Genomic DNA, 6,714 nt, shown 5'->3' with positions numbered 1-6,714 from the left:
CTCTTAAAGGAAGGCAGAAATATCCATATTTACGCTTCCCTTCCTGAACTCTCTGGTTCAGTTTAAAGGTCTTTGTATCCTTTTAAAGGTAACATAACCATAACAAAATGTCAATAAAAAATTATATCAGACAGGAGAGAGTGGATTGCGCTCCTGTCTGATATTTCTGATTGACAATGTAATTTTACTGCATACCTCCACCAGTAAGACCAGACTTAACTTGTTGGACATCATTAGAATTAGCAGTTGGTGCTGGAACATAATAACCTTTTTGTTCTGCTATTTGAAATAATTGATATTGAAATTGTTCTGCTTCATCTCTTAACTGTTGCAATGTACTTCTAAGCTGTTGATTAGCACATTCTGTTATAGCTTTAGTATAACTGTCAATACTTGCTTTTGTTGTAGTTATAGCATCATTAACCATATCCTTTTCTTGCATTCCCTTTCCCCTCCTACTTCAATGAATTTATAAAACTTGTAACCGTAGTTTGTGCATCTTGACCAGATTGCTTAAACAATTGTTTAAGCTGTTGATCTTGACATTGATTAGAGTAAAAATCATATTTTGTTACCATATTTTGATGTGCACCTACAATTTCTCTAACATTCTGTAATTCCAATTGATTTATATTTCCCATATTTATAGGATTTTTTAGTGCCATATAACTACTCCTTTCATTTAATTGTTTTGATTTCATTTAATATTTTGCCTTATAACTTCTCTATTTATTCATGGAAAAAAACTCATAAATATTATCTTAAAATGAGGAAATAATATTTTTGAATGGAGGTGAGATGATGAAAAACAAAGTAGTAGTTGAAAACACTTTAACACCATATATTGAACATCTAAAAAGTTTAGGTTACGATGTATATACTCTTTATAAAAATTCTAATTTGGAGAATATTACTTCTGATGAGTATAAAGCAATTATCGTATCTGGACTAGACGTTTTAGGTACAAGTGGAGCTACTCATAGCAAGCCTCCAGTCCCTATTATTGAGGCTAGTAGCCATACTCCAGAAGAAATTCACAGCATTATAGAAAGTAAGTATAAATAGAAATATTAAAATTTTACCTGAAAAGGTATTGACAAATAGTGATTATAGTATTAGAATAGTTTTTAAATACAAATTAAATAATAAGCTCTTATCAAGAGTGGTGGAGGGATCTGGCCCAATGAAACCCAGCAACCTGTATAATCAAGGTGCTAAATCCAGCGGTATTATCTTTGATACCGAGAGATAAGAAAGAGAATAAACCTCTTTCTTGCAAAGAGGTTTTATTATTTTTAACCTCTATAAAATTTAGGGGTTTTTTTTATTAGCTATATTAAAGGGGGATATTTAGTGATTAAAATACAAAATCTATCAAAAAGTTTTAACAATGGAAATAATAAAATATGGGCAGTAAAAGATGTGAACCTTCAAATTAATAAAGGTGAAATTTTTGGAATTATTGGATTAAGTGGTGCTGGAAAATCTACATTAATCCGATGTATAAATAGATTAGAAGAACCTTCTGAAGGAAAGATCTTTATTGAAGGATCAGATATTACATCATTTGATAAAAAACAATTAAGAAATGCTAGAAAAAATATAGGTATGATTTTTCAACATTTCAATTTATTATTTCAAAAAAACGTATATAAAAATATTTCTTTCCCGTTAGAATTAGAAGGTCTTTCAAAAAAAGAGATTGATTCTAGAGTAAATACGCTACTAGAATATGTAGAACTTTCTGATAAGAGAGATGCTTATCCTTCCCAATTAAGTGGAGGGCAAAAACAAAGAGTTGCCATCGCAAGAGCTTTGGCTAACAATCCAAAAATTCTATTAAGCGATGAAGGAACTTCTGCTTTAGATCCAAAAACTACAAAATCTATATTGGATCTCCTTAATAAAATAAGGAAAGAATTCAATCTTACAATAGTCTTGATAACCCATCAAATGGAGGTTGTAAAAGATATTTGTGATAGAGTGGCAATCATAGAAGAAGGTGAAATTATAGAAATGAATAAGGTAGAAGAATTATTTAAGAATCCTAAAACTCACACTGCAAATGCTTTTATTAGTGGTTTGAAATCGGATATTCCAGATGAAAATTTCTCACCCGCTGAATTTGAAGGTACTCTTATTAGACTGAGCTTTTTAGGTAAAAGTGCAAAGAAACCTATAGTATCTCAAATGGTAAAAAAATTTGATATTGATGTAAATATATTATCTGGAAATATTAATGAATTGATAAGTACAAGTGTGGGTCATTTAATCCTTGAGCTTTCTGGACAAAAAGATGAAATAAAAAAAGCAATGGATTATCTAAATAATGAAAATGTAAATGTGGAGGTGATATAAATGGCTGAATTAATTATTCCATCTTTATTAGAAACATTATATATGGTCTTTTTATCTACTTTTTTTTCTTTAGTTATAGGTTTCCCTTTAGGGGTTATCCTTGTCATTACTGAAAAAAATAATATATGGGAAAAACCAGTATTAAATAAAATTTTAAATAGTATTATAAATATTCTACGTTCCTTACCTTTTATAATACTTATGATTATAGTGTTCCCTATATCAAGAATAATTGTAGGTCAATCCATTGGAACTACTGCAACAATCGTTCCTCTTGCTATAGCAGCTGGGCCTTTTGTAGCACGCGTAATTGAATCTTCTTTAAAAGAAGTTGATAAAGGAGTAATTGAATTAAGCCTTTCTATGGGAGCTACTATACCTGAAATTATTTTTAAGGTACTTATTCCTGAAGCTATGCCATCTTTAATCTTAGGTATAACTATGACCATAATTAATCTAATTGGTTATTCAGCCATGGCAGGAGCCATTGGAGGTGGAGGATTAGGAAATGTAGCAATTAGATATGGATTATATGGATATAAATATGATATTATGTGGGTTTCAATTTTTGTAATAGTATTGTTGGTTCAAGGTATACAGTATTTAGGAAATAAATTATCAACAAATATAAATAAAAAATAAGGGGGAATAAAAATTGAAAAAAATTGCATTGATAACTTTAACGATTATTTTGATTTTCTCATCCCTAGTGGGATGTACTAACGAGGAAAGCGCTGATAATTTAATTAAAATAGGAGTATCTCCTAGACCTCATAGGGAATTAATTGAATTCATAGAAGAAGATTTAAAGGAAGAAGGAATTGAATTAGAAATAATTCAATTTGATGATTATGTAAAACCTAACTTGGCTTTAGATGAAAAAGAATTAGATGCAAACTTCTTCCAACATGAACCTTATATGAACAATTTTAGAGAAGAAAGAAACATTGATATAGTTTCTATTGGTGGAGTACATGTAGAACCAATGGGATTATATTCAACAAAATATGGCTCAATTAATGAATTAGAAGATGGTAGTGAAGTCGCTTTTCCAAACGACCCTACCAATGGAGGAAGAGCCTTAATCCTGTTAGAAAAATATGGATTAATTAAATTAGATCCTGAAGCAGGAATATTAGCTACAGAAAATGATATTATTGAAAATCCTAAAAATTTAAAATTCACAGCTTTAGAAGCTGCTTATTTACCAAGAGTATTAAATGAAGTGGATAGTGCTATTATCAATGGGAATTATGCCTTAGAAGCTAGCTTGGTCCCTACAGAAGATGCTTTAATATTAGAAGAAGAAGATTCTCCTTATGCCAATATAATAGCTATAAGAGCCGGGGAAGAAAAAGAAGAAAAATATATTAAACTGATGAAAGTACTACAAAGTGAAAAGGTCAAAAATTTTATTGAAGAAAATTATGGAGGCGGAGTTATACCTGCATTCTAATTAGGGCGGTCATAGACCGCCCATTTATTGTACATTAATTTCCTTTTTAAAGTATAAATTATATATAAACTATAATAGTTTATTGTCAATTAACAAACCTATTCTCTAGTAATATATCCTTTTTCAAAAGCATCTTCTATCATATTTTTAGTAAAATCCCATAATTCATCTGAAGTTTCCTTTAAAGGTGCTATCCTTTTATATATATCATTTTTTGAAACATCAAATTTTTTCCATGTTCCTCCATTAGAGAAATAATTATTAAATAATGGTTGTAACCTATCCATAGAAGCTGCAAATAGGGCTTCTTTAGTTTTCATTTCTTCAAATTCATCCCATAATTTTCTTAATTTTTTTCCTTTTTCTTCTGTTAACATACCAAAAATCTTATCTGCCGCCCTTAATTCCCTTTCCATTTTATCTTTGTTTCCTTCTACATCATAACAAAAAGTATCTCCTGCATATATCTCTACTAAATCATGTACTAAAAGCATTTTTATTACTTTACACAGATCTATATCTTGATTGGAGTATTCTGATAAAACCATTGCCATTACAGAAATATGCCACGAATGCTCTGCATCATTTTCTCTTTTTGAATTATCGATTAAGCTAGTTTGTCTAAGTATAGATTTCATCTTATCCAATTCTACTATAAACTCTATATCCTTTAGTAATCTTTCACTAGTCAAAATATCATCTCCTCCTATTTATTAAAGATATTATTACCATATTAGTTTAACATATTTTCATCAATTGAGTAAATAATAAATAGAGGGAGGGATTTGGATGGAAAACAAAAATTCAAGTTCTAAAGAAAAAGCTACAATTAAATCAAATATAGGATACCAAATGTATAGAGAACCAAAAAATTTAAATACAACAACAGATGCTTTTTATAATGTGAAAAAAAGATTTGCAAATACCAATGTAGCTATTCCTACTCTTGATGCTATTATTGAGGCAAAGGAATGGGTTGATGATATAAATAAAAAGTAGGAGTTTATTTATACTCCTACTTTTTATTATGAAAGGGTCTATTAGTTTTGTTAAATCTATATAAATATTATAGATTCCTAATTTTATTTAATATCATTCTTTGTTCAACTGTTGCAACTAATCTTCTAGTATAAGCTACAGTATCTGGGTTAACACTTATACTATCTATCCCTTCTTGAACTAGAAATTCTGCAAACTCTGGATATTGAGATGGACCTTGACCACATATTGATATTGTCTTACCATATTTATGGGCTGCTTTTATTAGTATGGATATAGCTCTTTTAACTGCTTCATTTCTTTCATCGAAATACCCCATATTGTTTAATATACCTGAGTCTCTATCCGCTCCCATTACCAATTGGGTTAAGTCATTGCTACCAATGCTAAATCCATCTACTAATTGAGCAAATTCTTCTGCTTCAAATACTACCGATGGCACTTCTGCCATAATCCAAATTTTAAAACTTTTGTCTTGAACTAATCCTTCTTCTGCCATTATTTGTTTTACCTTTTTTAATTCCCAAGTGGTTCTTACAAAGGGTAACATAGCCCAAACATTTTCTAAACCAAATTCTTCTCTAACTTTTTTCATAGCTCTACATTCTAGTCTAAAACCTTCTTCATATTCAGGAGATATATATCTCGATACTCCTCTCCATCCTATCATTGGATTTGCTTCTATCGGCTCTACCTCATCCCCGCCTTTAAGACCTCTAAATTCATTGGTTCTAAAATCACTTAGCCTTACAACTATTGGCCGTGGATAGATTTCTTGGGCTACCATTGTAATCCCTTCTGCCATCTTGTCTATTAATAATTGTCCTTGTCCAGTCTTTACTAAATACATCGGATGAGCACCTACTAAATTTGTAAAGATAAATTCAGTTCTCATAAGCCCAATTCCATCGAAAGGTAGGTCCTTATATCTACCTATTATAGAAGGTTCTCCTAGATTCATATATATTTTAGTAGCTGTAATAGGTGCTAATTGATTTAATAAATCTGCATCAATGGTTAATCCTGATGATGCTTTTGAATCTTCTTCTTTTTTATCTTCTTGAAGAACTACCCCTTTGTATACGACTCCTCTTTTTGCATCTACAGTTATTTCCATGCCTTCTTTCAATGCTTCAGTAGCCCCTTTAGCTCCAACTATACATGGAATTCCTAATTCTCTTGAAACTATGGCAGCATGGCAAGTTCTACCACCTTCCTCTGTTACTACTGCACTTGCCCTTCTCATAGCTGGCACCATGTCAGGATTGGTCATAATAGTAACTAAAATATCTCCCTCTTCTACTCTTGCAATTTCTGATATATCCTTAATGTTTTTAACCTTCCCTGTGCCAATACCAGGTGAAGCTGCTAAACCTCTGACTAATGCTTTCAGTTCTTCCTGTGCAATTTCTTTTTCCAATGTAGTCCCTCCTTTTAAAGTAGTAATAGGCCTGGATTGTAATATATATAGTTTGTTAGTATCCTTGTCAAATCCCCATTCTATATCTTGAAAACTTCCGTACATTTCCTCAATTTTCAATCCATAATTATATAATTCTATTATCTCATCATCAGATAGACATTGTTTGTTGATATTTTCATAACCTAAATAATTACCTACATTTATTTCAGTTGTGCCAACCCCTATGTCCTTCTTGACTATCATAGTTGTTTTTTCTGCAATATGTTTTTCTATTATGCCATTTTTTTTCTTGTCAACAATGTACTCATCCGGAGTAACAGATCCTGATACAACTGCTTCACCTAAACCCCAACTGGCATTAATCATTATTTCATCTTTATTGTTATTTATTGGATTGGCAGTAAACATGACACCAGCTTTTGCACTATTTACCATTTTTTGTATTACTACAGAAAGACTAACTTCAAAATGATCGAAT

The 6,714-nt window shown here is 30.7% G+C and carries 9 protein-coding genes and 1 riboswitch; of the genes, 5 read left to right on the top strand and 4 right to left on the bottom strand.

Features of this window, described 5'->3' with window-relative positions; genetic code table 11:
- Positions 1 to 184 precede the first annotated feature (184 nt).
- Both VK998_RS11445 and VK998_RS11440 read right to left on the bottom strand, forming a co-directional pair.
- Positions 185 to 442, bottom strand: a complete 258-nt coding sequence (locus tag VK998_RS11445) for a spore coat protein (protein ID WP_325228425.1) — start codon at positions 440 to 442, stop codon at positions 185 to 187.
- Positions 443 to 455: 13 nt separating this feature from the next.
- Positions 456 to 665, bottom strand: coding sequence for a hypothetical protein (locus VK998_RS11440; protein WP_325228423.1), 210 nt, complete (start codon positions 663 to 665; stop codon positions 456 to 458).
- A gap of 136 nt (positions 666 to 801) precedes the next feature.
- Here VK998_RS11440 and VK998_RS11435 point away from each other — a divergent pair, with 136 nt between their 5' ends.
- The 4 genes from VK998_RS11435 to VK998_RS11420 all read left to right on the top strand — a co-directional run bounded on the left by VK998_RS11435 (position 802) and on the right by VK998_RS11420 (position 3,814).
- The gene (locus VK998_RS11435) at positions 802 to 1,065 is read left to right on the top strand and encodes a YkuS family protein (RefSeq protein WP_325228422.1); all 264 of its coding nucleotides are present in this window, start codon (positions 802 to 804) and stop codon (positions 1,063 to 1,065) included.
- A gap of 85 nt (positions 1,066 to 1,150) precedes the next feature.
- Positions 1,151 to 1,255: riboswitch (SAM riboswitch) on the top strand.
- Between the two features lie 98 nt (positions 1,256 to 1,353).
- Positions 1,354 to 2,358 carry a methionine ABC transporter ATP-binding protein gene (locus VK998_RS11430; RefSeq protein ID WP_325228419.1) on the top strand — a complete coding sequence of 335 codons (1,005 nt, stop codon included), beginning with the start codon at positions 1,354 to 1,356 and terminating at the stop codon, positions 2,356 to 2,358.
- Positions 2,359 to 3,000 carry a methionine ABC transporter permease gene (locus VK998_RS11425; RefSeq protein ID WP_325228416.1) on the top strand — a complete coding sequence of 214 codons (642 nt, stop codon included), beginning with the start codon at positions 2,359 to 2,361 and terminating at the stop codon, positions 2,998 to 3,000. It abuts the gene before it with no gap.
- Positions 3,001 to 3,013: 13 nt separating this feature from the next.
- On the top strand, positions 3,014 to 3,814 hold the full coding sequence (locus VK998_RS11420) for a MetQ/NlpA family ABC transporter substrate-binding protein (RefSeq protein WP_325228414.1): 801 nt from the start codon (positions 3,014 to 3,016) through the stop codon (positions 3,812 to 3,814).
- A 98-nt stretch (positions 3,815 to 3,912) separates the two neighbouring features.
- Here VK998_RS11420 and VK998_RS11415 read toward each other — a convergent pair whose 3' ends face one another.
- Positions 3,913 to 4,506: an HD domain-containing protein gene (locus VK998_RS11415; RefSeq protein ID WP_325228412.1), complete on the bottom strand. Its 594-nt coding sequence runs from the start codon at positions 4,504 to 4,506 to the stop codon at positions 3,913 to 3,915.
- 97 nt (positions 4,507 to 4,603) lie between these two features.
- On the opposite strand from VK998_RS11415, the gene VK998_RS11410 reads away from it, so the two are divergent.
- Positions 4,604 to 4,813, top strand: coding sequence for a CDIF630_02480 family spore surface protein (locus tag VK998_RS11410; RefSeq protein ID WP_325228411.1), 210 nt, complete (start codon positions 4,604 to 4,606; stop codon positions 4,811 to 4,813).
- A gap of 67 nt (positions 4,814 to 4,880) precedes the next feature.
- On the opposite strand, the gene ppsA is transcribed toward VK998_RS11410, so the two are convergent.
- The coding region (gene ppsA, locus VK998_RS11405; protein WP_325228410.1) for a phosphoenolpyruvate synthase at positions 4,881 to 6,714 on the bottom strand (1,834 nt) is incomplete at its 5' end.

The organism is Schnuerera sp. (genome assembly GCF_035459645.1).
Taxonomy (GTDB): Bacteria; Bacillota; Clostridia; order Tissierellales; family Tepidimicrobiaceae; genus Schnuerera.
Note: the sequence above shows the minus strand (reverse complement) of the source record. Positions and strands in the feature narration are given on the sequence as shown.

Bases quoted from the DNA above. Each gene is read 5' to 3' on its own strand.
- VK998_RS11445 (WP_325228425.1), bottom strand. From the start codon at position 442: ATGCAAGAAAAGGATATGGTTAATGATGCTATAACTACAACAAAAGCA.
- VK998_RS11440 (WP_325228423.1), bottom strand. From the start codon at position 665: ATGGCACTAAAAAATCCTATAAATATGGGAAATATAAATCAATTGGAA.
- VK998_RS11435 (WP_325228422.1), top strand. From the start codon at position 802: ATGAAAAACAAAGTAGTAGTTGAAAACACTTTAACACCATATATTGAA.
- VK998_RS11425 (WP_325228416.1), top strand. From the start codon at position 2,359: ATGGCTGAATTAATTATTCCATCTTTATTAGAAACATTATATATGGTC.
- VK998_RS11410 (WP_325228411.1), top strand. From the start codon at position 4,604: ATGGAAAACAAAAATTCAAGTTCTAAAGAAAAAGCTACAATTAAATCA.